Source organism: Pseudomonas putida, assembly GCF_050990305.1.
Classification (GTDB): domain Bacteria; phylum Pseudomonadota; class Gammaproteobacteria; order Pseudomonadales; family Pseudomonadaceae; genus Aquipseudomonas; species Aquipseudomonas putida_AH.
The window spans coordinates 2,696,784-2,720,649 of sequence record NZ_CP158817.1 but is presented as its reverse complement, the minus strand read 5'-3'; the positions used below and the strand labels follow the sequence as shown (position 1 = coordinate 2,720,649).

The window sequence follows — 23,866 nt, the reverse complement described above, 5'->3', positions numbered from 1 at the left end:
CGCTGTAAGAGCGGAACCCTAAGCAGCCGCTACCGAAGAAACGAATATGTACACCGTCCATTTTTCCCGCGAACAGCCCCCTGTAGGAGCGAGCCTGCTCGCGAAAAACGCCCGGACAACACGGGCACTCAGACAGCCCGCATCATCGTTGACGTCCATCGCGAGCAGGCTCGCTCCTACAGGAGAATGCGGACACCAGCCAACACCAGGCCGGTCCGTGGAAAGGCAAGGCCTGAGGCGCGATCAGTCCGGGCGCAATGCCCCAAGCTGGAGGAACGTCTGCTCGCGCACAATGCTCATCAGGCGGTCGAAGCGTTTGCGGTCGATGGACTTCCAGCCCAGCGCGTCCATGGTGCTGCTGCGGTTTTGATTGAACGGCATCACCTGGCCATGCAGGGTGATGGCGCGGATCGCGCACTCGTCATCAACCTCGGTGCGCCCCAGCAGGCGCGCGATGATCGCGCTGTTGACCGCCATAATCGGCTTGCCGATGCGTTCGCTGACCTGTTCCATGCCGGACGTCGGTCCAAGTCCCCCTTGCTCGCGGGCATACAGCTGACGCCATGGGCGGGCCTCGGTGGACATCAGCATGTATTCGGCGGTGCGCAACTGAATGGACCAGAACGCTTCGATCAATGCCGCAGCATCGGGCTCGCCATCGAGCACCGCCTGGGCGCCTTCCACGGTCTCGGCCAGGTTCGCCCAGATACAGGCCACCATGTGCTCGGTGCACGCCAGGTACACCCCTTCCTTGTTCTTGAAATAGTAATTGAGCGCCGGGGCGTTGACCCCCGCGCGCTCGGCGATGTCGCGGGTGGACGCACCTTCGAAGCCCTTTTCGCCGAACAGGGTCAGGGCGGCCTCAATGATTCGGGCGCTGGTTTCATCGCCGCACGAGTAGCCACCTTCACTGGTGGGGCGGCGCCGGGGGGTGTTGGACATGGACAACTCCTGGGCAAGACAGAACGGCAGTGTGCCTGAAAATATATCAGTTGACATAATTTTACCGACCGTAATAATTATATCAATCGATAAAAATTGAGGCGCACATGACTGCAATACTGGCTGTTGACGAAACGACGCTGGCCACCCCGCCCCAGCGCCCCCGCAAACGCCAGTTGGCAGTATGCGCCGCGATCGTCGGGGGACTCGGACTGGTGGCCTGGGGCGCGCACTGGTGGACCATCGGGCGCTTCATCGAGAGCACCAATGACGCCTACCTGCAAGCCGACAGCATGACTGCGGTGCCGCGGGTGGGCGGTTCGGTGGCCGAGGTCTATGTCACCGATAACCAGACTGTCAGCGTTGGCCAGCCCCTGGTGCGCCTCGACAGCCGCACCTTCCAGGCCGCCCAGGATCAGTCCGCCGCCAGCCTGGCCGCGCGCAAAGCAGACATTGCCCGAGGCGAGGCTGAACTGGCGCAACAGCGCGCCGACATCGTTCAGGCCCAGGCGCAATTGCAAGGCGAAATCGCCAACCAGGCTTATGCCACCGCGCAAATCAAACGCTATGAACCGCTGGCCCGCACCGGCGCCGAGACCGAGGAGCGCATGGAGCAGTTGCGCAATGCCTGGCAGCAGGCGACCACCAGCCGCAATGCCCGCGCCGCCCAGGTCCAAGTGGCCGAGCGGCGCTTGGCGACGTTGCAAGCGACGATCGAGCAGGCCCGCGCGCAGTTTGAAGGCGCTGACGCCAAACAGCGTCAGTCACAACTGGACCTGCAGGACACCATCGTGCGCAGCAGCCTGGCCGGGCGTGTAGCCGATCGCACCGTGCGCGTGGGTCAATACGTGCAGCCCGGCACGCGGCTGATGACCGTGGTGCCGCTTGACCAGCTGTACATCACCGCCAATTTCAAGGAAACGCAGATCGGTGCCATGCATCCTGGCCAAGCGGTGTCGGTGACGGTGGACGCCCTGCCCGGTGTGGTGCTGCATGGCAGCGTCGACAGCCTGGCACCGGGCACGGGCTCGCAGTTCGCCCTGCTGCCGGCGCAGAACGCCACCGGCAACTTCACCAAAATCGTCCAGCGCGTACCGGTGCGCATCCAGCTGCAAGCCGAGCCGCAGTGGCGTGACAACCTGCTGCCGGGGTTGTCGGTGACTGTCGAAGTCGATACCCGTGGCTGAGACATCGGCGGCACCCGCCGCCAAAGCCAGCAGCGGTGACTGGATTGCCGTGGCCGCCGGCGCCCTTGGCGCCCTGATGGCGACGCTGGATATTTCCATCACCAACGCCGCCTTGCCGCAAATCCAGGGACAGATTGGCGCCACCGGTACCGAGGGCACCTGGATCTCGACGGCCTACCTGATGTCCGAGATCGTCATGATCCCCCTCGCCGCCTGGTTGACCCGGGTGTTCGGGCTGCGCAACTTCCTGGTCGGCAATGCCGTGCTATTCACCCTGTTCTCGGTCATGTGCGGGCTCTCGCAGAGCCTGCCGCAGATGATCATCGGCCGTTTGGGCCAAGGCTTCACGGGCGGCGCGATGATCCCCACCGCGCAAGTGCTGGTGGCCACGCGCCTGCCGCCCCGGCAGATGCCCATCGGCATGACGCTGTTCGGTTTGATCGTGCTGCTCGGTCCGTTGCTCGGCCCGGTGCTGGGCGGTTGGCTGACCGAAAACCTCGACTGGCGTTGGTGTTTTTTCGTCAACCTGGGACCGTGCGCGATATTGTTGATGCTGCTCAATTTGGGCTTGCCCAAGGTCCGGGTTCATTGGCCGGCGTTTTTCAAGGCTGACTGGCTGGGCATCGCCGGCCTGACCCTGGGGCTCAGTGCACTGACCGTGGTGCTGGAAGAAGGTCATCGTGAACGCTGGTTCGAGTCGATGCTGATTATCGAGTTAAGCCTGTTGGCGGTGGCGGGGGCGATCATGCTGCTGATCGGACAGAGGTTGGCCAAACAGCCGATCGTGAGTCTGCGGCTGATGCTCAATCCGGCGTTTGCCAGTGTGATCGTGATCGTCTTTGTCATCGGTGGCGGGCTGTACGGCGTGGCCTATCTGTTGCCGCAGTTCCTGGCCCTGGTACCTGGCTACAACGCCCAGCAATCCGGTGCGGTGATGCTGATGTCCGGCTTGCCGGCGTTCCTGATGATCCCCATCCTGCCGCGCCTGTTGGGCCGGGTCGATGCACGCCTGCTGGTGGTCACCGGCCTGGGTTGCCTGGCCATCAGTTGTGTGTTCGCCAGCAGCCTGACCGCCGCCAGCGTCGGCCACGACTTCACCCGCTCGCAACTGCTGCTGGGCCTTGGGCAGATCATGGCGATGATGCCGCTCAACCGGGCGTCCATGGGCTCGGTCGAGCGCGAACAGGTGGCCGATGCCGCCGGCCTGTACAACATGGCCCGCAACCTCGGCGGCTCGGTGGGCCTGGCCTTGATGGGTACCTTTATCGAGCAACGCAACGCGCTGCACGATGACCGCTTGCGCGAAGCCGTGACGGCCAATTCTCAGCTGGGTCAGTCTTACCTGGCGGATATGACCCAGGGATTTTTCGCCCAGCATGGCGACGCGGCGCACGCCGGCGTGCAAGCCCTGGCGCAGTTCGCCAACCAGATCGCCCAACAGGCGCTGGTGATGACCTACTCGGAAACCTTCCACGTGCTCAGTGTGTTGCTGTTGCTGTGCATTCCCTTGGCGCTTCTTCTGAAAATGCCGACCTCGGGCACCCCGACGGCAGGGCACTGACACCATGAAATCGATCAACGCCGTCACCTCTCTCACCCTCGGCTGCCTGCTCCTGGCGGGCTGCACCCTGGGCCCCGATTATCATGGCCCCGACAGCGTCGCCCCGGCAGCGCTCAAGCAAGGTTTCGCCCGCGCCCCGGCAGACCTGTCGAACGTCACGCCACAGGCCAGTACCTGGTGGCGCGCCTTGAACGACCCACAGCTCGATGCATTGATCGACACCGCCCTGCGCGACAGTCCGACCTTGCAGGAGGCCCTCGCCAAACTTCACCAGGCCCGTGCCGGTGCTGCTCTGCAACACAGTCAGGGCCTGCCCAAGGTCGGTGCGAGTGCGGCATATCTGCATGCCGGTACCGCCGGCGACAGCGCCGACACCAATCTCAGCCTGGGTGCCTTCGATGCCAGCTGGGAACTCGATCTGTTCGGCGCCAACCGCCGCGCTGTCGAAGCCGCCGAGGCCCAGGCGCAAGCGGCGCAGCACGACCTGGCCGATGCCCAGGTACAACTGAGCGCCGAAGTGGCACTCAACTACCTCGGCCTGCGCGACCAGCAACAGCGCGCCGCCCTCGCCCGCCAGTCCCAGGCACTGGAAGCACAGACCCTGGCACTCACCGAGCAGCGGCTCGCAGGCGGCACCGCTTCGCAACTGGATCTGGAGCGCATCCGGACCCAGGTGCAGACCACAGGCGCGGCGATCATTGCGCTGGACGGCGCAGTGCTCGAATCCCTCGATCAACTGGCGCTGCTGTGCGGTCAGGCACCGGCCACCCTGGACGCTCAATTGAGCACACCGCAACCCTTGCCCGAGCTGCCGACGAACCTGGCCATCGGTGACCCGGCGCAACTGTTGCGTCAGCGTCCCGATATTCGCGCCGCCGAACGTGAACTGGCGGGCTACACGGCGAACATCGGCCAGCAGCGCGCCGGGGCGTTCCCCAAGGTCAGCCTGTTCGGCAGCCTGAGCGTGGCCGCCGCCGACGGTGGTTCGTTGCTGCGTAAAGACAACCTCGCCTGGCTGGGCGTGCCCTATCTGCAATGGGACGTACTGGACTTTGGCCGTAACGCCGCCCGCGTCGATCAGGCCCAGGCACGCCGCGATCAAGCCCAGGCCCATTACGCTGCCGTGGTACTGGCCGCCCTGCGCGACGCCAACGTGGCACTCTCGCGGTTTGGCACCGATCGGCAAAATATCGTCGCCCAGACCCAGGTCGAAGCGTCGGCCAGTCGCGCCGCAGCCCTGACCCGACAACGCTACCGCGCCGGCACCAGCACAGCACTCGGCTGGCTGGACGCCGAACGGACTCACTACAGCGCCCAACAGGACCTGATCCAGCGCCAGGCGCAGTTGCTCAAGGACTACGTAGCGTTGCACAAGAGCCTTGGATTAGGGTGGCAGGCCTCCCCTGCGCTGTTGACCCAAGCCCCCTGACCCTGACCCGCGCCGGCAGGACGACCTGTTACAGCGCCTTTGCACGAGGGCGCCGGTGTTACTGACACCGGCTCCCATCCTGTACAGCACTTCCCTCCCCCGCTTTTAATTCCAGCCAGCTTTGTCCGACAATATGTAGTGACTGAAAATATTCACTACAAAACCGTTGACGCCTTCGATTTGCTTTTGCATGATGCAGACGTCTCCCCGATCGGGAGTACAGGCAACACGTTTGAGCAAGCTCGTCTGACCGCCGAGCTGTTTTTTCCGGATGCACGCTGCCCACAAGGCAGATTGAAGAAGCTGACCTGGCCTGAACGTCCAGTACAAGGACGAGAAGCGCTGGCGATCCATCCTCATGAAGCTTGTGGCCGACCCTGAAAGCGTCGGCAGGGCCAGAAGGTTATCGCTGCTTCTCTTCGTTGTGACGCTATTGCGTAGCAGTTATTCAACACGACTACATGCAACAGACGCAGGACCTCGCCATTTCGGCGGACGACTGCTGACGTCCTGGTTTCGGTGCCAGGGATCAACTAACCGATGGGCTACTTGTATTAGCGAATCAACTTTGAAAGATCACCAATTGGTCAAGGGGGCTTTACCATGAATCTGAACAATCAACCGACTATCGAAGAACTGGCTCGTCTGTTCGCGGCGAAAAAAGACACGCTCGATAACCATATTCTGTGGATCAGCAAATCGGGCAGCGTTCATATCGACTGCCTGTCGCCCCACAGCCATGAAGCGGAGTTCGACCAGAACAACCAGAACCTGCTGGCCCGCCTGAAGATGTACCGTCGCGGCCAAGGCTACGTCGGCAAGAAAGCCGCGGCCGACAAGGACTTCATTGGTCATGTTCTGCAAACACTGAAACAGGCCTGGGCCTCGATGCAGAACCAGAACGAAGTTCGGGTTATTGATCGGTTGTACTAATTGAAATAAGTCACTGCTGACTTATTAAATAAAAGGGCCTGCTCTCAACAATAAGAGCAGGCCCTTTTTTTGTACCTGATAAACATAAAAACCTGTAGGAGCCGAGCTTGCTCGCGATAGCGGTTTATCAGCTGACATCAATGTTGAATGTCACGCCGCCATCGCGAGCAAGCTCAGCTCCTACAAGGTTGCGCGGTGCGTGCCGACAGGACTATTGATCGTCCATCCATAAGAGCAGGCCCTTTTTGATACCTGATAAACATACAAACCTGTAGGAGCCGAGCTTGCTCGCGATGACGGTTTATCAGCTGACATCAATGTTGAATGTCACGCCGCCATCGCGAGCAAGCTCAGCTCCTACAGGGTTGCGCGGTGCGCACTGACAGGACTATTGATCGTCCATCCATAAGAGCAGGCCCTTTTTGGTACCTGATAAACATACAAACCTGTAGGAGCCAAGCTTGCTCGCGATAGCGGTTGATCAGCTGACATCAATGTTGAATGTCACGCCGCCATCGCGAGCAAGCTCAGCTCCTACAAGGTTACGCGGTGCGTGCCGACAGGACTATTGATCGTCCATCCATAAGAGCAGGCCCTTTTTGGTACCTGATAAACATAAAAACCTGTAGGAGCCGAGCTTGCTCGCGATTGCGGTTTATCAGCTGACATCAATGTTGAATGTCACGCCGCCATCGCGAGCAAGCTCAGCTCCTACAAGGTTGCGCGGTGCGCACCGACAGGACTATTGATCGTCCCTCCATAAGAGCAGGCCCTTTTTTTACCTGATAAACATACAAACCTGTAGGAGCCGAGCTTGCTCGCGATAGCGGTTTATCAGCTGACATCAATGTTGAATGTCACGCCGCCATCGCGAGCAAGCTCAGCTCCTACAAGGTTGCGCGGTGCGCACTGACAGGACTATTGATCGTCCATCCATAAGAGCAGGCCCTTTTTGATACCTGATAAACATACAAACCTGTAGGAGCCGAGCTTGCTCGCGATAGCGGTTTATCAGCTGACATCAATGTTGAATGTCACGCCGCCATCGCGAGCAAGCTCAGCGCCTACAGGGTTGCGCGGTGCGTGCCGACAGGATTATTGATCGTCCATTCTTGTGGACCGGTTCTCAGGGGCCTCTTCAGCCTTGGGGGGTTCTGGAATACTGCCTGGCGTAAACACGTGAGTCAGCAAGTCCCGGGCATCGACGTCAATGACACCCTGAACCGAGCGAGCCAGACCAACAGCCTGCTCGCACTGTTTATGGGTGTTGACGCGTCCGCTCAACGACACCGTGCCCCCATGGGTTTTGACATGGATTTGCAGGCCGAAGCTTGGTTCGGCCATTGCCAGTGCGGACTTCACCCGGGTGGTAATCCAGGTGTCGTGAACGCCCCTTTCCAGATCCTGAGAGTAATGTTGAAACGAATGAAGTTTCATGATGCAACCCTCTTCACGTCATCAGATGCGCTGTCCGTCCCATTTGCGGTATAGCCCTCTACCTCTCAGGCGAGCGCCACGGGACATCTGATTCGTTTTGGAGTGCTCGCCACGTCAATACAGACACACATAAAGTATAGTGCGACCCTCGCCCGGGGTCGCAAATACCGACTTAACGTTTGACCGACAGATCCGTCTGGGTCATGCGGCTGCGAATGGTGAACACGCCGTCGCCCGACAGAATTGCGCTACGGGCAAACAGGCGGCCACTCTCCCAGTTCGACAACCCCAGTTCCGGCTTGTTGAGCGCGTACTGGCCGTCGACCCAACGGGTAATGCCGTTGCCAACAAAGGGGGCGTTGACCGCGTTGTAGAAACGCTCCTGGGTCGCCGCGTCTTCACTGATCAACGACACAGTGAACTGCGGGCTGTAGCGATTGAACAAGGCAATGGCGCTGTCCACGTCATCGACGATTTTCAGGCTGACTTCCGGGGTTTCTTCCCACTCCCACTCGCGCCCCAATTGATCTTCCGGCAGGGCTTCGGCCAGGGCTTCGGTGCGGTAGCCTTCAGCGCGATAGACCTCGACGGTTGCGCCTTGCCACTCGGCAGGCAGGAACGCTTCGCTGCCTTCGACGATGTGCAATTTGCAGCCTTGGCCACGGGCCTTGCCCGCCTGTTGCAGGGCGTCGAGAAACAGCGGCACCAGTTCGGCGACGCGGTCGCGATGGATCAGGCAGACGTTCAGGGTGTTGCAGACCTTGCGGTCCAGAGAGTTGCGCACCACGTCGGCGAAGCGTGTGGCATCGGCATCCTTATCGGCGATCAACCAGGCCCCACCAGTGCCATGCAGGCTGACGGCAGTGCCGGCCTGTTGCGCAATGCTGCCCAATTGACTCACCGCACGCCCCGAACCACGGGCCACCGCCAGCGACAGACGCCGGTCGGCGAACATCGCCCAACCGGCGGCGTGATTGACGCTTTCCACCAACGATACCGCGCCGCTCGGCAAGCCGGCGTCGGCCAGTGCAGGGTTCAATGCATGGGTGACGATGGCCTGAGCCGTGCCCAACGCGTCGCTGCCAATGCGCAGAACCGCGGTATTGCCGGTGCGCAGCACGCCAGCGGCATCGGCGAAGACATTCGGTCGGCCTTCGAAGACAAACGCGACGATTCCCAGCGGCGACACCACTTGCTCGACTTTCCAGCCGTCGTGCTCGACACAACTGATCACCTTGCCCCTTGAGGCCGACGCATCGCGCCAGGCACGCAGGCCGGCGATCATGTCGCGGCGCATGCGCTCGTCGGCCAGCAGGCGCGTGGTCGAACGACCTCGGCCCTTGGCCCGCTCGATGTCAGCCAGGTTGGCCGCCTCGATCAAGGCCCAGCACTCAGGGGTTTCCAGGCGTTGCGCAAACAGATCAAAGAAGGTGCTGATCGCCTGATCCGAGACAGCCGACATCGCGCTAAACGCCGCTTGGGCACGCTCGATCGCCACCGCAGCCGCCTGCTGATCAGCCACCGGAATCAGCAACAATTCGCCGCTGACCTGCTCCACCAACAGATGGTCTCCGGGCTGGAAGCGTGCCGCCAGTTCGGGGCTGACCACAGTGACACGATTACCGGCGAAAGGGATCGGCGTGCCAGCGACTAGACGTTCGAGCGCAAGAGACATGAAGCGGTTACACCATGCAATGGGCGGGCGGAAAATGTATAGCAAAAGACCCAGAGCGTCATCCATACCGACGATTCCCTGTGGGAGCGGGCTTGCTCGCGAAAGCGGCGTGTCAGCCAACGAAAATATCGAAAGATAAATCGCATTCGCGAGCAAGCCCGCTCCCACAGGATTCAGTGCTGTCTTGGTTACGTATCACAGTGTGTACAACCCCGCCCCTGACACAACAAACCTTCAAACCTCGACGCCAGGGACACATCGCAGATACACCCGCCTGATGAAATTCACTTGTCGATTGGCCAAGCCGATCCTTGCGCTAAACGGGCACAACTCTGCCCGACACCCCTGACTTGAAGGAGCCTCGCCCATGAGCACTCTGATTTCATCGGCCGTCCAAGGCCTGCACCAGAACCTTGACCGCGCCGGCAACTGGATCGCGCCGCTGACCCTGCGGACCTTCCTCGCCTGGGAGTTTTTCGAGTCGGGGCTGGAAAAATTCAATGGCGAAAACTGGTTTGCCGACATCCAGGATCGCTTCCTGTTTCCGTTCAATCACCTGCCGGCCACGCTGAACTGGGAACTGTCGATGTGGGTGGAGTTGATCTGCGCCCTCGCCCTGCTGGTGGGACTGGCCACACGGTTTTCGGCCATCAGCCTGATCGTGGTCACCCTCGTCGCCACCGCCGCCGTGCACTGGCCCGCCGACTGGTCGACCCTGAGCGAACTGGCCCAGGGTTACTCCATCACCAACAAAGGCTTCGGCAACTTCAAACTGCCGCTGATCTACCTGGCGGCGCTGGTGCCTCTGGTGCTTTCGGGGCCCGGCAAGTTCAGCCTCGATGCGCTGCTGGCGCGCTTGTTCTGGCGTCGCAGCCACCTCTGAATAAACACCGAATCTGTAGGAGCGAGGCTCGCCCGCGAAAAACGATGACGCGGTCCGACAGATAGACCACGGCACCAAGTTCGCCGGCAAGCCTGGCTCCTACAGGTATCCAAGAGTGCCGACAGATGGCAAATCGGGCAGAACAGCGCCCGTTTATGCCATCCCCGTCTCAAATCAGGTCTATAAATAACGGTACACAGTTGGCCGACATCAAGAGGCGCAGGCCATGGACAGCAAGGGTTCAGGCACGAATCTGGCCTTCTGGTTGCCAGGCAGTGCGGTCATCTTGAGTCTGGTGGTATCGATGTTCGCCCTCACCCGCGAACCGTTCCTCGACCCGCGTCCCATCGGCGCGCAATTGCAGGCGCAATTACCCATCGAATCGCGGCTGTGGCAGGACCCTTTTGACGCGGTGGAGCGTTATCGCAAGAAGCTCGTCGATAGCAAGAACCCGGACGCCGAGAACGTTTGCAGCCCTGACCTTTCCCCATTGTCCGGCGAAAAGCCGACGCCCGACATCATGGTGGCGCTGATCGAAGGCGGTCCCTACGCCGACGAAGTCGAACGCCGGCGGCGCATTCGCTACGCCTTGCTGGCGGGGTTCAAGAACGCCCATCGAGTGCCGGATCAGGAGCAATACATCCACTGCCTGAGGCTCGCCGCCAATCTTTCGCTTGATACTCCCGGCAAAACCGCTTTCGTCGATGCGCCTTATGAAGTATTCGTGTCCAACCCGTTCGATCCACCAACCGCACTTGAAGGTTCGCCACCGCCGCCGGATCGCACCATCGTGTTCTGGTTGAAGCAGGACGCGCTGGGCACCACCCCCCTGCAAACCCTGGAAACGCTGCGCCAGACCCTGAATCACAAAGTCGCCTCTGCCTGCACACCAGCTGCCTGTTCCGAACAGCCGCCGCACACCGTCATGAAAGTCATCGGACCTGCGACCTCCACTGTCCTGCGCGACATGTTCAAGGACCAGGACATCGGCAAGGCCACGCCGGACATTGAAATCTACTCGCCGCTGGCCACGGCCGATAACGAGACGCTGGATCGCGGTTACCACAAGCTTTCGCCGCCGCTGGACAACCGCGTCCCCATGAAACTGCTGCGCACCGTCAGCGACGACGGCACCATGACCCAACTGATCCTCCAGGAACTAAAATTGCGCCGCGTGGACCCGGCGACAGGCGTACGTTGCAGCGACGACAAACTGCGTCGCATCGGTACGCCCTGCACCGGCAATGTTCGTCGCAATGGCAACCGCATCGCGTTGATTGCCGAGTGGGACAGTTTCTACAGCCGCGCCTTGATCGAAAGCTTCAAGTTGCAAGTGGCCAGGGACGCCCGTCTCGGCGACGGTGAAAACCAGAGGGCGGCAGTCGACCAGTGGGTTTTACGCTTCAGTTACTTGCGCGGCCTGGACGGACGCCTGCCAGAGGAGTCCGCCAGCACCGACAAAACGGCCAGCAGCGATGCCGGCAAAACCTCCGGCACGGCCGGGATCGATCTCAGCCCGTTGGAAAAAGCCGACGGCAACGCCCAACTCGATTATCTGCGCCGCCTTGCCGACCACATTGCCAGCGAAGACGAGGCCTATCGACGCAATGGCGAAAGCGGCATCGGGGCCATCGGCATACTGGGTGTCGATGCCTACGACAAACTCCTGGTATTGCAGGCCCTCAAGAGCCGACTGCCCTACAAACTGTACTTTGCCATGGACCTGGACGCTCGAATGCTGCAGCGAGGCCAGGCGCAAACCACCCGCAACCTGATCCTCGCCGCGCCCTATGGCCTGACGCTGACTCGCGCCCTGCAACAGGACGTGCCACCCTTTCGCGACAGCCTGCAAAGTTCAGTGTTCATCTCGGTGCTCGCCGCACTGGCCCCCCAATCGTTTGACGCCAAGCGCGCGAAGTTCGACTACTCAAAATCCGAGCTGCTTTCACCGGGCATTTATGAAGTCGGCATCAGTGGTTTCATCCCCCTGACCACGCAACTGAGTGCCTCGCGACCGGCCAGTTGCGAAGCGCCACTGCAATCGCGCTCGGATCGCGGCATTGCCCCCCGCGACCTGATGGCGTTGCGCTGCCTGCAAGACCCGTCCCCTCCACCCTACCCTGTTCCCTCTCAAGCCATCCGCGAACGTTTCAAGCAAAGCCAATCCTTTTACCTGGCAGGTCCCCTGACGCTCACCCTGCTGATCGTCGCCGCGTTTATCGTCTGGTGGCGTATCGAAGGCCCAAGGGATGATCACGACACACGTCTGGCATGGGTGCGCGGGGTGCCGATCACGCTGTTCATGGTCGCGGCCATCTGTGCCTTTATCGCCACCCGGTTCTGGCACGCAGAGTTCCTGTGGTTTGCCTTCGTGCTGATCCTGCTGGGCATCGTTTCCTCGAACCTCACCCGTCGTTCAGTACAGCAATTGGCGCTGGCGCGTGATTCCACGACCGCCCTGGAGACAGGCTCCTACGACTCCCGCGCCTGGTACATCGTGGTTCCCCTGGTGATGTTTATCCTCGCGCTGATGCTGGCCTATCAGATGCGCAGCACCCTGACCGACAACGGCCTCGGTGAACCGATGTTCCTGTTCGAAGGCATCAGTGCCTGGCCGACCGTGGCACTGCGCTTGTTGGCGGTGCTGATATCGCTTTCGGCGTTGACCTGGGGCTGGCGCAAGTTACGCATCAACCGCGCGGAAATCGAAACCGCCTTCCATTTGCGCCTGCACATGCGCAAATACGAAACGACCCTGTGGGGCCAGGTGCGACGCTTGATCCGCCGTGGCAAAGGCTGGACATTGCGTCGCTGGTGCAGCGAGTTGGGCCATTGGCTGCTACTGATTTTTTTCCCATTGATGAGCGTCAGCGACGACTGGTCAAAATCCTGCGAGACCGCCCAGGCCACTTGCGGCGACGGACGCCGGACGATTTCGATCGCCCGCTTCTGGGGTGAGCACTGCATCTGTGGCTCGTTCGGCGCCCGCATGCTGCGCGCCGTGCTGGCGACCTGGGTTTATGTCGTGGTCACCAGCGTGCTGTTTGTCGTCTGGCCCATGGAAGGCATGCCCGTTCGCGGCCAGTCAAACTGGTGGATGCTCAGTTGGCTGATGCCCACCCTGATCTTCCAGGTGCTGGTGTTCTGGGTCATGGACGCCAACCTGCTACTGACGCGCTTCATCCGCCACCTCAGCGAGCATCACGCAATCTGGCCCGGCAGCTTGCAAGCCGAACACAAGAAAATCTTCGGCATGCTCAAGCATCCCTGCATTGATGAATGGGTGGATTTGCAGCTGATCGCCCGGCGAACCTCGGCGGTCAATCGACTGATCTATGCGCCAACGGTGGTCATGCTGATCCTGCTGGCATCACGCAGCAGCCTGTTCGATAACTGGCCGACACCCCCAGGCCTGATCATTTCCTACCTGCTGACCGCGTTACTGCTGCTGACCTCCGCGCTGACCCTGCGCCGCGCAGCGGAAAAAGCCCGCACGCTGGCCCTGCAACGACTCGACGCCTACCTGCTGGAAACCGCAGAAAGCACGCCTTGCTACGGCAAGTTCAAAATGATCCGTGAACGAGTTTCCATGCTCAATGCAGGTTCGTTCTCGCGTTATTCCGATGATCCGTTGATTAGGGCATTGCTGCTGTCGCTGACCGGTATCGGTGGCTCAGCGATCGTCGATGCGTTGAATTTTGCAAAGTTTTAAACGCAAGCCACGGGTGAACGCCAAAAATACCTGTAGGAGCGAGCCTGCTCGCGATGGACGTCAACGATCACGCGCTCTGTCTGAATGACCGCGTTGCCCCGACGTTTTTCGCGAGCGTGCTCGCTCCTACAAGGGATTTCGTTGCCAGTGCGACACCTGTAGGAGCGAGCCTGCTCGCGATGGAGGTCAACGATCACGCGCCCTGTCTGAATGACCGCGTTGCCCCGACGTTTTTCGCGAGCATGCTCGCTCCTACAAGGGTTTCGTTCGCTCAATCCGAGGACGGGTTGCTCCAGTCAAATCGGTACACACTGGTGGGTGTCGAGGGATGGCACTGTCCGTTATCGGCATCAGCCCCGACAATCGACCACTCTGCACGCCTGTTCTCCCCCAACTCCCGCGCAGCCTCGGGTTTGAAACAACGGCTCAACAGCTCATCCGGCAACAAGGCATAGTCCTTGGGATGTTCGCGCAGCCATTGCGCGGCGTTCTCTACCGTGGAATCAAGCATGCCGAAGTGCACGATCGGCTGACGGGCAAACAACCAGTGCCCTTCGCTCCAGTTGACCAAGACCAGGTCGGCGCCATGGGTCATGACGTTTGCCTGCGCCATGATCGCTTTGTTCGGGTTGGTGCCCTCCTTGAGCGGTTCGATAAAGCCGCGGGCGAACCACAGCACGAACCAGGTCGCGACCAGCACCGGGAACATCCGTTTGAACCTTGGGCGCTGACGGAACCAACGCTGCAACAGCCACGGCACCAGCGGCGCTGCCGCCAGCACCAGCGCAGGCAGCGCCGGGTAGATGTACAACTTGCGCTTGCCGGCACTGATGCTGAAAAACAGCACCACCAACGCCACCCACCCCAGCAGTACTAACACCCGGCCATCACGCTTTTGCAGCTGGCGGCGCCAGGCCGGCACCAGCCATGGCAAGACCAGCACCAGCGGCAACCAGTACTGCGGAATCACGTTGGTGAGGAAGTACCAGAACGGTTCGCGGTGGTGCCACGAAGCGGCGTAGCGCCCGGCGGTCTGGCGCAGGAGAATTTCCCGGGCATAGGCGATTTCGTCGGCGCCACCGTTGAACACGATGGACAAGGTCAGCGGCAGCAGCCAGATGGCGATAGCAGCCAGCATCACCAGCAAACCGAGCCACCACTTGCGTGCCTGGCCGGGCATGGCCACCACGCCCGGCCAGCCCTTGCGCACCGCATAGGCGTACGGGATCAGCATCAGCGCCGGCAGAAAGCCCACGCCCTTGGTGATCACGCCGATGCCCATCGCCGCGCAGCCGACGTAGAACCAGCGCCAGGCCGGGCCGATCAGCAAGTGACGCGCCAGCCCATAAAGGCCCAGGGTGGTGAACAGAATCAGGAAGCTGTCGATCTGCCCGGTGCGCAGGATGCTGTAGGTCTGATAAGTCGCCAGGTACAACAGCGCCGCGATGCGACCGATGCGCTGGGTCCACACCCGCCGGCCCAGGTCGTAGACCATCGCCGTGACCGTCACCGCCGAGAACAGGCCCGGAATGTACAAAGCCAGGTTGGGCTTGCCGGTGAGCCAGGCAAAAAACGCCACCGTCCACATGAAGATCGGCGGCTTGTCGCCGTAGATTTCCCCAGCGCGGTGCGGGATCAGCCATGAACCGTGGTTCAGCATTTCCAGGGCCACGCCGAGGAAACGCTCCTCATCGACGTTCTGCGCCTGGCGCAACCCCAAACCCGCGCCAATTAACAGCAAGGCGAGCAACATCAGGCCCAGGCATTCGACCCTGGGTGAAAGCGTTCGGCGCATGACTTATTCCTTGAGTTTTCTGCTTTTGGCAATCAATTGCAGGTTGCGAAAATACACGATCGAGCCAAAGGCCTGGCCGACAATGAACACCGGGTCCTGGCGGTAAATGGCATAGGCCAGCAGCAAGGTGCTGCCGATGATGCTCAAGTACCAAAAACTCACAGGGATCACACTGCGTTTTTTGTATTCGCTGTACAGCCACTGCAGGACGAAGCGGCCGGTAAACGCGACTTGCCCGGCAAAACCGATCACCAGCCACAGGGTTTCACGGGTCATGATCATGCCTCGATTTCTTGGGCGATGGTGTTCAGCCGAGTGCGCTTGATCAGCCACCAGACGCCGGCCAAGTCGAGAATCCCGACCAGGGCGCGGTCGAGGTTGCCGTACTTGGACACCCCAGCAGTGCGGGGGCGGTGGTTGACCGGATGGACGATCATCCGGCCGTTGTGACGCTGGATCAGCGCCGGAATGAACCGATGCATATGGTCGAAATACGGCAGGCGCAAAAACGCTGCCCGTTCGATCAGCTTCAATCCGCAACCGGTGTCCGGGGTGGCGTCATTGAGCAACCGGCGGCGCAATTTGTTGGCAAAGCGCGAGGCCCAACGCTTGCTCGCCGTGTCGCGACGGTTGACCCGGTGCCCGGCCACCAGTTGCACATCGCCTTCCTGCCCGCGCACCAGCGCCAGCATGCCGGGGATGTCCGCCGGGTCGTTCTGGCCGTCACCATCGAGGGTGGCCAGCCACTGACCACGGGCTTCCTGCGCCGCGTGATAGAGCGACGTGCTCTGCCCCAGCGAACTTTCATGGCGCAGGATGCGCAAGGTGTCCAGGCCGTCTTGGCGCATCTGCCGCAATTCGTGCAAGGTGGCGTCGGTGCTGCCATCGTCGACCACAATGATTTCATAGGCTTCATCGGCCAAGGCCAGGCGAACTTCCTCGAGCAACGGCTTGAGGTTGTTCGCTTCGTTTTTTGCTGGAATCAGCACTGATACAAAAATGTCCTGGCTCATGGAATCTCCCTCGCCTGTTGGTTATGGCGCTATCAGAGGCGAACGCTTTATCGCTGATAAAACTGTCGATACCACTTCACGAACGCCTCGACACCGGTGGCAACGCTCACCTGGGGTCGGAAATCGATCCACGCGGTCAGCGCCGAAACATCGGCCCAGGTCTTGACCACATCGCCGGCTTGCAGCGGCATGAAGTTGCGAATGGCCTGTACATTAAGCGCTGATTCCAGACAGTCGACGAAATCCAGCAATGCCACAGGCTCCCCGCGACCGATGTTAAACAGCCGATTGTAGCCTCCATCAGGTGTTTGCGGCACTGGTGGACGGGTGCGCAGGCGGATAATGCTCTCGACGATATCGTCGATGTAGGTGAAATCCCGGGCCATCTCGCCCTGGTTGTAGATATCGATAGGCTGGCCGTTGAGGATGGCCTCGGTGAATTTGAACAGTGCCATGTCCGGCCGCCCCCAAGGCCCGTACACCGTGAAGAACCGCAGGCCGCTGGCCTTGAGGCCGTACAGGTGGCAATAGCTGTGGGCCATCAGTTCATTGGCGCGCTTGCTGGCGGCGTACAGCGAAATCGGCTGCTCGACCGGGTCCTCGACGCAAAACGGCAGTTTGCTGTTGCTGCCGTACACCGAGCTGCTCGAGGCGTAGATCAGATGCTCGGGACGATGCTGTCGACAGGCTTCCAGCACATTGAGGAAACCCACCAGATTGGATTGAGCATAGACATCGGGGTTGTCCAGCGAATAACGCACACCGGCCTGGGCAGCCAGATGCACCACTTCGCTAAACCGGTATTGCTCGAACAAGGCCAGCAACGCCGGTTTATCGACGATATCCATTTTCCGGAAACTGAAGCCCGGCAAGGACTCCAGTTCCTTGAGCCGCGCCTGCTTGAGCGCTACGTCGTAGTAGTCGTTGAGGTTGTCGATGCCGACCACCTCATGGCCGTCCAGGCACAGACGCCTGGCCGTATGAAAGCCGATGAATCCGGCAACGCCGGTGACGAGAACCGTCACGCGCCGTGACGCCACAAGGGTGCATGCTTACCGCTCAAAAACCAGACCTGTTTCATGTTGCTGTTTCCCGTTCATGACGTTTCCAACGCGTTACGTTGCCATGAAGCTTATAAAACAGAAATATTTCATTTTCGGTGGTGCGGGTGAATGACACCGGATTTCTCACGGTATTCCCGTTATTTCGCATCGTCGCCACGGGGTTTGTAAAACCGGAACAGGCCGATATCCACCGTATTGATGTACTCCTTGGCCCATTCCGGCTTTACCGTGCGGTCATGAAAATACAGCGCACCTTTGGTGCGATCCGGCAGTTGCTTGTTCAACGCCTTGCGCGCGATTTCCTTGGCCATCGCATAAGGCACTTCTTCTTGCACCGAATCGGATTTGCCGTCACACCACCAGGAGAACTGGCAACTCTTGGTTTCCGAACCCTGCTTGACCACGCCGCACACAGTATCGGGAAACCCCTCGTGCCCGAGACGGTTCATGACCACGCTGGCCACCGCTTCCATGTCAGCAGCGTCCTTGCCTTTGGCCTCCCAATAAATGGAGCGGGCCAGGCAGGTGATGGCGTCGTCCATTGGCGCCTTGCCGGCGGGGTCGACGGCCTGGACTTCGGACTGGGTAATGGCTTCGGATTTTGGGGCCGGTTCGGTTGCGGGGTTTTCTGCGGCCTTTTGCTCCAGCACCTGCGCCTTGTCTTCGGCCACTTTTTGTTTTTGTTGTTGATCGTCGGCGAACGTCGCAGCGGCAAGCATCACCAATGCGAAACAGGCCACTATCCAGTGGAGGCGCATGGTCGAAATGACTCAATTGGAATGATCGCTTCAGTGTAGTAGTGAAATGATTGCACACACGACCTAACATTCTGGAAAATCCGTTGCCTTAACGGGAGCCACTTCACCCATCATGGGCGCTGTCAGCCAAAGGGGATTTCCATGGGTTTCACATTGTCCGCCGTGCGTTTTGTCGGGTTGTCACTGGGTTTGCTGTTCGCTGCCAGCGCGGTGGCGAGCGATGAATCGCAACTGGTCGAGTCGATCAACGCCTACCGCAGCCAGCTGCAACGCTGCGGCAGCCAGGTCTCATCGGAACTGCCGCCGCTGGCTGCCGATCCGCGCCTGGTGCTTGGCGCCGCCAGCATCGGCAATCTGCAGCAAGCCATGGCCACCGCGGGTTACCCGATGAAAAACGTGCAGGCGATCAGCCTGACCGGGCCCCGTGACGTACCGTCGGCGATGAAGGCGATTCAGGAAAGCTTCTGCCAGATCGTGCTGGACCCGCAATTCGTCGACATCGGCGTCAGCCGCCAGGACCGCGACTGGCGCATCGTTGTTGCCCGTCCCCTGTTGAGCGCACGCCTGGGCGACTGGCAGACCGAAGGCCAGAAGCTGCTGATCGAACTCAACGTCGCCCGCAGCCGCCCCCGCCAATGCGGTGCGCAATCCTTCGCTGCCACCACACCGCTGACCTGGAACGCCGTGCTCGCCACCGCCGCCGAATCCCAGTCACGCAGCATGGCCAACAACAACTACTTCGATCACAAGGACCGCGAAGGTCGCACCCCAGGCGACCGCGCGGAACTGGCGGGTTACGACTTCCAACAGATCGGCGAAATCATCGCCGCCGGGCAGGACAGCGTGCGCAAGGTAGTCGATGGCTGGCTGACCAGCCCCGGCCATTGCGCCAACCTGATGAATCCGCAGTTCCGCGACATGGGCGCGGCGTATGCGGTGGACCCGAAGAGCGATGCGGGGATTTATTGGACCGTGATGTTCGGAGCGCAGTAATGGGTTCCCCCTGTAGGAGCTGCCGAAGGCTGCGATCTTTTGATCTTTTGATCTTTTGATCTTTTGATCTTGAAAAGATCGCAGCCTCGTTGCACTCGACAGCTCCTACACAGCTCCTACAACAGCGCCTACACAGCTCCACGCTCCACACAGCGCCTGCAGGAGTGTGTGGTCAATTGCTTGGGGTACAGAAGATCATTTCGGGTTCTAGAATCCTTCATAGAGTCCATCGATCAGTCGGTCATTCAGAGTGATTGGACGGGCTCACCCGTTGTCTCTAGCCTGCGCTGCTTCATGAATACGCCCGGCCTTTGGCCGCCAGATTCGTCCCTGCTCTCCCTCAGGCCCGCAACCATGATCGTAAGACCCAAACCCAACCTGATCAGCATCCTGACGTCGCTCAAAGGCTCGATCGCCAAGCGGATTGCCTGGCGTGCCCTGTTGGTCACGCTGCTCGCTTCGGTCATTGTGCTGGTTGAAATATCGCACCCCAGCTATTTCTCCAAAGTCAGCGCAACGCCTTTCACCTTGCTGGGTTTGTCGCTGTCGATCTTCATGAGCTTTCGCAACAACGCCTGTTACGACCGTTGGTATGAAGCACGCAAGGCCTGGGGCGATTTGCTGGTGGAAATTCGCTCGATGGCGCGCGAGACCCAAGTGCTGAAGGATGAAGCACAGCGCCACCGGATCCTCGGCAACCTTTGCGGTTTCGCCCATGCACTCAATGCCAGGTTGCGCAAGGACAACGAGCTCGCCGCCTGCCGGACCTGGCTCGACCCCATGCCCAAGGACAATGCCGGCGACATCTGTGGGCGAATTTTGATGCAGGCCGGTGAGCAGTGCTCGACACTCGCCGAGTCCGGGGCGATCAGTGAATGGCGCTATACGCTGATGGCCAACCACTTGACCCGCCTGACCCAAGTACAGGCCATCTGTGAACGGATCAAAAACACGCCCCTGCCCTTTCCCTATACCTTGTTGCTGCACCGGACCATCTATCTGTTCTGCATTTTGCTGCCGTTTGCCATGGCCGAGCCCCTGGGCTGGATGACCCCGGTGTTCACCGCCATTGTCAGCTATACGTTCTTCGGCCTGGATGCGATTGCCGATGCACTGGAAGACCCGTTCGGCGGCGATGAAAACCAGTTGCCCACCGATGCACTTGTGCGCACCATCGAGCGCGACGTCCTGGCCGCACGGGGCGTGACGCCACTGCCACCCTTGCTGGAGCCAGTGGACTTTGTGCTGAACTGATCTTAAAAGGATTGCCCGTTTGAGCCTGACCACGGAACAGAACCTGCCGAAACCTGCCCCCGTCAGCCTGCGCCAAGCCTTCGGTTTCTGGCTCAAGCTTGGTTTCATCAGTTTCGGCGGGCCGGCGGGGCAGATTTCGATCATGCACCAAGAGCTGGTCGAGCGCCGACGCTGGATCTCCGAGCGGCGCTTTCTGCATGCCCTCAACTACTGCATGTTGCTGCCCGGCCCCGAAGCCCAGCAGCTGGCAACCTACATCGGCTGGCTGATGCACCGAACGCCGGGCGGCGTGCTGGCCGGTGCACTGTTTGTGCTGCCGTCGCTGTTCATATTGATTGCATTGTCATGGGTCTACATCGCCTTCGGTGAAGTGCCGGTGGTGGCCGGGCTGTTCTACGGGATCAAGCCGGCGGTCACCGCCATCGTGGTGCAGGCGGCGCATCGGATTGGCTCGCGGGCGTTGAAGAACGGCTGGTTGTGGGGCATTGCCGCCGCGTCATTCGTGGCAATCTTCGTGCTCAACGTGCCGTTTCCGTTGATCGTGCTGGGTGCGGCCATCGTCGGCTATCTGGGCGGGCGACTGGCGCCGGAGAAGTTCAAGGTCGGTGGCCACGGCGCGGCGCAAAAATCCTTCGGCCCGGCGCTCATCGACGATGACACGCCGCCCCCCGAACACGCCCGGTTCAGTGGCCGCAAGCTGCTGCGCCTGGCTCTGATCGGCGCAGTGTTGTGGACCTTGCCAATGGCCATGCTCACCGCGCTGTTCGGCTGGGACGGCACACTCACGCAGATGGCCTGGTTCTTCACCAAGGCCGCGCTGCTGACCTTCGGCGGCGCCTACGCGGTGCTGCCGTATGTGTACCAGGGCGCCGTCGGCCACTACGGCTGGTTGACACCGACGCAAATGATCGATGGCCTGGCGCTCGGTGAAACCACGCCGGGTCCGTTGATCATGGTGGTCGCCTTCGTCGGTTTTATCGGCGCCTATGTGCATCAGGTGTTCGGTCCGGATCAGGTATTCGTCGCCGGGGCTATCGCCGCCACGCTGGTGACCTGGTTCACGTTTCTGCCTTCGTTCCTGTTCATCCTCGCCGGCGGGCCGCTGGTGGAGTCGACCCACAATGAACTGAAATTCACCGCGCCGCTGACGGCGATTACCGCCGCGGTGGTGGGCGTGATCCTCAACCTGGCGTGCTTCTTTGCCTACCACGTCCTCTGGCCCAAAGGCTTCGACGGGCAGCTGGACTGGCCTTCGTTAATGATCGCGATTGTGGCGGCCACGGCGCTGCTGCGCTTCAAGCGCGGCGTGATCGAAGTGTTGATCGGTTGTGGACTGATTGGACTCGGAGTCCACTTCATGCGTTAAAAAAACCTAGAATAGTTACGCATACAGCGACAATATGAAGATTGTTTTGCGCGTTACGTAAATCATGTCGTTATTGGATATTTACATGCGTAACGTTCCCCCCTAATATCCAGCGACGCCCGGATGGCTTGTCACCTCGCCACCGACGATTTCCGCACCTGGAAACATGAGTCATGAGCAATTCGCCGTTGGAACACCACCTGCGCAATGCCTCGATTCCAGCCACCTCACCGCTGGCTGCACGGCGCATTGCCTCATGAAGCGCATCGTCAACCTGCCCATGGCCTTGCGCCGTTCGAAACTGCGTCACTCCTCACGCCCGCCGGATAGCACCCCGCTCGCCTGATCGCGTTCCCCACGCGTAGAGCCTCCCTTTTTCTTTTCGCTATCGCTGCCAACGCGCTGCGCGACTGTGTTCGTCGCTATGCCGTGACCTGAATCCGTGCGCCCGCGTGGCGCCACACTGTGAGTGACGAATCATGAAATTTGCTGCCCTTGAAGATGCCCAACGCTTTCTGGCGAACAACCCCGATATCGACATGATCGAGTTGTTCATTCTTGACGCCAACGGTGTGCCGCGCGGCAAGCTGTTGCACCGCGAAGAACTGCTGGCGGTGTATGAAAGCGGGCGTCCGCTGCCCAGCACCATCCTTGGCCTGACCCTGCAGGGTGAGGACGTCGAAAACTCCGGGCTGGTCTGGGATGTGGGCGATATCGACTGCCGCGCTTACCCCCTCGAAGGCAGCCTGGTGCGTTTGCCGTGGCGGCAGATTCCGACCGCGGCGGTGCAAGTCAGCATGCACCCGCAAGAAGGCATGCCGGCGAGCATCGCCGACCCGCGTCACCTGCTGATCAAAGTCATCGACGGTCTGAAAGCCGAGGGTTATCACCCGGTGATGGCCTGCGAGCTGGAGTTCTATCTGCTCGATGCCAAACGCGATCACAACGGTCGCCCGCAACCGGCGCTGGATGCCGACGGCGGTCGACCGAGGCACACCCAGGTCTATGGCCTGCGTGAACTGGAACAGATCGAGCCCTTCCTCGCCGACCTCTATGCGGCGTGCAAACTCCATGACATCCCCGCGCGCACGGCAATCTCCGAGTACGCCCCGGGACAGGTGGAAATCACCCTGGAACACGGCGATGCCTTGCTCGCCATGGACCAGGCGGTGCGCTACAAGCGGCTGGTCAAAGCCGTGGCCCACAAGCACGGCATGAAGGCCACGTTCATGGCCAAGCCCTTCGATGACCTGGCGGGCACCGGCATGCACATGCACGTGAGCATCGCCGATGCCGAGGGCCGCAATCTGTTCGCCTCCGAAGATCCGGCCGGCACGCCGCTGCTGCGCACAGCGGTGGGCGGCATGCTCGCCTCCTTGCTCGATTCGCTGCTGTTGTTCTGCCCCAACGCCAACTCCTACCGGCGTTTCCAGGCCAACAGCTATGCACCGCTGGCGCCGACCTGGGGTGTCGACAACCGCACTGTCAGCCTGCGCGTTCCCGGTGGCCCGGCCAATAGCCGGCACATCGAACACCGCATCTGTGGCGCCGACGCCAACCCATACTTGGCCGCGGCGGCGATTCTGGCCGGCATCCATCGCGGTATCCGCGAAAACCTCGACCCGGGCGAACCGGTCGAAGGCAACGGCTACGCGCAAGCCAAGCAACTGCTGCCCACCGACTGGCTGACGTCGCTGACGGCGCTGGAAAACTCGGCGTGGGCGCGGGATGCGCTGGGGCAGGAATTTCTTGGGGTGTATCTGGCGGTCAAACGGGCCGAGTACCGGCAGTTCATGGCCGAAGTGGGTGAGCAGGATTGGCGTTGGTATTTGACTGAGGCGTAAGCCGCACAGTCAGCCACCAC

The 23,866-nt window shown here is 60.7% G+C and carries 19 protein-coding genes; 11 read left to right on the top strand and 8 right to left on the bottom strand.

All coding sequences use genetic code 11. From position 1 onward, the window contains the following. Positions 1–243 precede the first annotated feature (243 nt). Entirely contained in the window at positions 244–942 is a 699-nt protein-coding gene (locus tag ABTV22_RS12580) for a CerR family C-terminal domain-containing protein (RefSeq protein ID WP_433740549.1), read from the bottom strand. A 107-nt stretch (positions 943–1,049) separates the two neighbouring features. Here ABTV22_RS12580 and ABTV22_RS12575 point away from each other — a divergent pair, with 107 nt between their 5' ends. From ABTV22_RS12575 to ABTV22_RS12555, 5 genes are all read left to right on the top strand, one after another. Then, the gene (locus ABTV22_RS12575) at positions 1,050–2,129 is read left to right on the top strand and encodes an HlyD family secretion protein (RefSeq protein ID WP_433740548.1); all 1,080 of its coding nucleotides are present in this window, start codon (positions 1,050–1,052) and stop codon (positions 2,127–2,129) included. Further along, positions 2,122–3,690 carry a DHA2 family efflux MFS transporter permease subunit gene (locus ABTV22_RS12570; RefSeq protein ID WP_433740547.1) on the top strand — a complete coding sequence of 523 codons (1,569 nt, stop codon included), beginning with the start codon at positions 2,122–2,124 and terminating at the stop codon, positions 3,688–3,690. The genes ABTV22_RS12575 and ABTV22_RS12570 overlap by 8 nt, the downstream gene beginning before the upstream one ends. Before the next feature lie 4 nt (positions 3,691–3,694). Further along, the gene (locus ABTV22_RS12565) at positions 3,695–5,119 is read left to right on the top strand and encodes an efflux transporter outer membrane subunit (protein WP_433740546.1); all 1,425 of its coding nucleotides are present in this window, start codon (positions 3,695–3,697) and stop codon (positions 5,117–5,119) included. A gap of 138 nt (positions 5,120–5,257) precedes the next feature. After that, positions 5,258–5,500 carry a hypothetical protein gene (locus ABTV22_RS12560; RefSeq protein ID WP_433740545.1) on the top strand — a complete coding sequence of 81 codons (243 nt, stop codon included), beginning with the start codon at positions 5,258–5,260 and terminating at the stop codon, positions 5,498–5,500. Between the two features lie 222 nt (positions 5,501–5,722). Further along, positions 5,723–6,052, top strand: coding sequence for a hypothetical protein (locus tag ABTV22_RS12555; RefSeq protein ID WP_433740544.1), 330 nt, complete (start codon positions 5,723–5,725; stop codon positions 6,050–6,052). Between the two features lie 1,095 nt (positions 6,053–7,147). Here ABTV22_RS12555 and ABTV22_RS12550 read toward each other — a convergent pair. Both ABTV22_RS12550 and ABTV22_RS12545 read right to left on the bottom strand, forming a co-directional pair. Further along, positions 7,148–7,489 (bottom strand): BON domain-containing protein, encoded by a 342-nt coding sequence (locus ABTV22_RS12550; RefSeq protein WP_433740543.1) that lies wholly within the window; start codon positions 7,487–7,489, stop codon positions 7,148–7,150. A 172-nt stretch (positions 7,490–7,661) separates the two neighbouring features. Next, positions 7,662–9,164 (bottom strand): aldehyde dehydrogenase family protein, encoded by a 1,503-nt coding sequence (locus ABTV22_RS12545; protein ID WP_433740542.1) that lies wholly within the window; start codon positions 9,162–9,164, stop codon positions 7,662–7,664. A gap of 367 nt (positions 9,165–9,531) precedes the next feature. Here ABTV22_RS12545 and ABTV22_RS12540 point away from each other — a divergent pair, with 367 nt between their 5' ends. Both ABTV22_RS12540 and ABTV22_RS12535 read left to right on the top strand, forming a co-directional pair. Beyond that, positions 9,532–10,047, top strand: coding sequence for an HvfX family Cu-binding RiPP maturation protein (locus tag ABTV22_RS12540; RefSeq protein ID WP_433740541.1), 516 nt, complete (start codon positions 9,532–9,534; stop codon positions 10,045–10,047). A 226-nt stretch (positions 10,048–10,273) separates the two neighbouring features. Next, entirely contained in the window at positions 10,274–13,759 is a 3,486-nt protein-coding gene (locus tag ABTV22_RS12535) for a hypothetical protein (RefSeq protein ID WP_433740540.1), read from the top strand. 271 nt (positions 13,760–14,030) lie between these two features. On the opposite strand, the gene ABTV22_RS12530 is transcribed toward ABTV22_RS12535, so the two are convergent. The 5 genes from ABTV22_RS12530 to ABTV22_RS12510 all read right to left on the bottom strand — a co-directional run bounded on the left by ABTV22_RS12530 (position 14,031) and on the right by ABTV22_RS12510 (position 18,389). After that, positions 14,031–15,554: an ArnT family glycosyltransferase gene (locus ABTV22_RS12530; RefSeq protein ID WP_433740539.1), complete on the bottom strand. Its 1,524-nt coding sequence runs from the start codon at positions 15,552–15,554 to the stop codon at positions 14,031–14,033. 3 nt (positions 15,555–15,557) lie between these two features. After that, the gene (locus tag ABTV22_RS12525; RefSeq protein ID WP_433740538.1) at positions 15,558–15,836 is read right to left on the bottom strand and encodes a lipid-A-disaccharide synthase N-terminal domain-containing protein; all 279 of its coding nucleotides are present in this window, start codon (positions 15,834–15,836) and stop codon (positions 15,558–15,560) included. Beyond that, on the bottom strand, positions 15,833–16,567 hold the full coding sequence (locus ABTV22_RS12520) for a glycosyltransferase family 2 protein (RefSeq protein WP_433740537.1): 735 nt from the start codon (positions 16,565–16,567) through the stop codon (positions 15,833–15,835). The genes ABTV22_RS12525 and ABTV22_RS12520 overlap by 4 nt, the downstream gene beginning before the upstream one ends. A 47-nt stretch (positions 16,568–16,614) precedes the next feature. Next, positions 16,615–17,592 (bottom strand): NAD-dependent epimerase/dehydratase family protein, encoded by a 978-nt coding sequence (locus tag ABTV22_RS12515; RefSeq protein ID WP_433740536.1) that lies wholly within the window; start codon positions 17,590–17,592, stop codon positions 16,615–16,617. 176 nt (positions 17,593–17,768) lie between these two features. Continuing rightward, positions 17,769–18,389: a cell wall hydrolase gene (locus ABTV22_RS12510; protein WP_433740535.1), complete on the bottom strand. Its 621-nt coding sequence runs from the start codon at positions 18,387–18,389 to the stop codon at positions 17,769–17,771. A 141-nt stretch (positions 18,390–18,530) separates the two neighbouring features. On the opposite strand from ABTV22_RS12510, the gene ABTV22_RS12505 reads away from it, so the two are divergent. The 4 genes from ABTV22_RS12505 to ABTV22_RS12490 all read left to right on the top strand — a co-directional run bounded on the left by ABTV22_RS12505 (position 18,531) and on the right by ABTV22_RS12490 (position 23,846). Further along, positions 18,531–19,382 carry a CAP domain-containing protein gene (locus ABTV22_RS12505; protein ID WP_433740534.1) on the top strand — a complete coding sequence of 284 codons (852 nt, stop codon included), beginning with the start codon at positions 18,531–18,533 and terminating at the stop codon, positions 19,380–19,382. A 354-nt stretch (positions 19,383–19,736) separates the two neighbouring features. Further along, positions 19,737–20,636: a bestrophin family protein gene (locus tag ABTV22_RS12500; protein WP_433740533.1), complete on the top strand. Its 900-nt coding sequence runs from the start codon at positions 19,737–19,739 to the stop codon at positions 20,634–20,636. Positions 20,637–20,655: 19 nt separating this feature from the next. Then, positions 20,656–22,002 (top strand): chromate efflux transporter, encoded by a 1,347-nt coding sequence (gene chrA / locus ABTV22_RS12495; protein WP_433740532.1) that lies wholly within the window; start codon positions 20,656–20,658, stop codon positions 22,000–22,002. Positions 22,003–22,481: 479 nt separating this feature from the next. Beyond that, on the top strand, positions 22,482–23,846 hold the full coding sequence (locus ABTV22_RS12490) for a glutamine synthetase family protein (RefSeq protein WP_433740530.1): 1,365 nt from the start codon (positions 22,482–22,484) through the stop codon (positions 23,844–23,846). Positions 23,847–23,866 lie beyond the last annotated feature (20 nt).